Here is a 752-nt window from a genome sequence, read left to right as displayed (position 1 = left end):
GCTTAGCAGGATCCCTGACAGCTTTGGATATGGTAGAGGAAGAAAAACTGTTGGAGGGCAGAAATGCAAAGGACAGTTCGGAGATTGTCATCGATAGAATCACGGCGGATAGCTTTCTTTCTAACGATATGCCGAAAATGATTGGCCTGCTTTCAAAAGAACAGATTATTGGAAGAAAGGTAACGCTACCGCGTCTGGGAGAATTCACGATTGTGGGAATTACTGATCAGGGAAGCCCTTCAATTTACGCAGACAGAGAGTTTTTTATGGATATTCTGATGGTGCAGGCAGAAATGCGTACGGAAGAAGATTCCGGATACACTGAAGAAAGCGAGGAGGCGATGCCGTTGGTGCTGTCCTACGGACTTCGTGACCGGGAAACGGTGACGCTTGTCGAAGGAGCGGCACCAAAGAAAACCGGGGAAGTGTTGATTCATGAAATGCATCGATACGAGTCAGCTATCGGAAGTAAGCTCGATGTGAAGGTGAATGGTAAGAAGCTGACTGTCTGCGGTTATTACAACGATAAACGCGGTACAGACGCACTTTATGTCAGCAAGAATACAGCCATAGATTATCTGATGGAGGACCAGACAGAGATAGTGCTTTCTCCAAAGGATAAGGAAGCCACCTATCAAAAACTATCGGCGCAAAATGTCAAGGTCACAGATAATTATACTGCCGACAGGGAGTCCTATATCGATAGCTGCAAAAAAAAGATTATCGCAACAATTTTGGTGTCCGGCATTATC

1 protein-coding gene is annotated in these 752 nt (G+C 45.5%); it reads left to right on the top strand.

All coding sequences use genetic code 11. The features are described from left to right. Window positions 1-23: 23 nt before the first annotated feature. The coding region (locus D1841_RS17780) for a hypothetical protein (RefSeq protein ID WP_166554345.1) at window positions 24-752 on the top strand (729 nt) is incomplete at its 3' end.

It is taken from the genome of Neglectibacter sp. X4 (genome assembly GCF_009917365.1).
GTDB lineage: Bacteria > Bacillota > Clostridia > Oscillospirales > Acutalibacteraceae > Acutalibacter.
The sequence above is the reverse complement of the archived record's forward strand: the minus strand, read 5'-3'. Positions and strand labels throughout refer to the sequence as shown.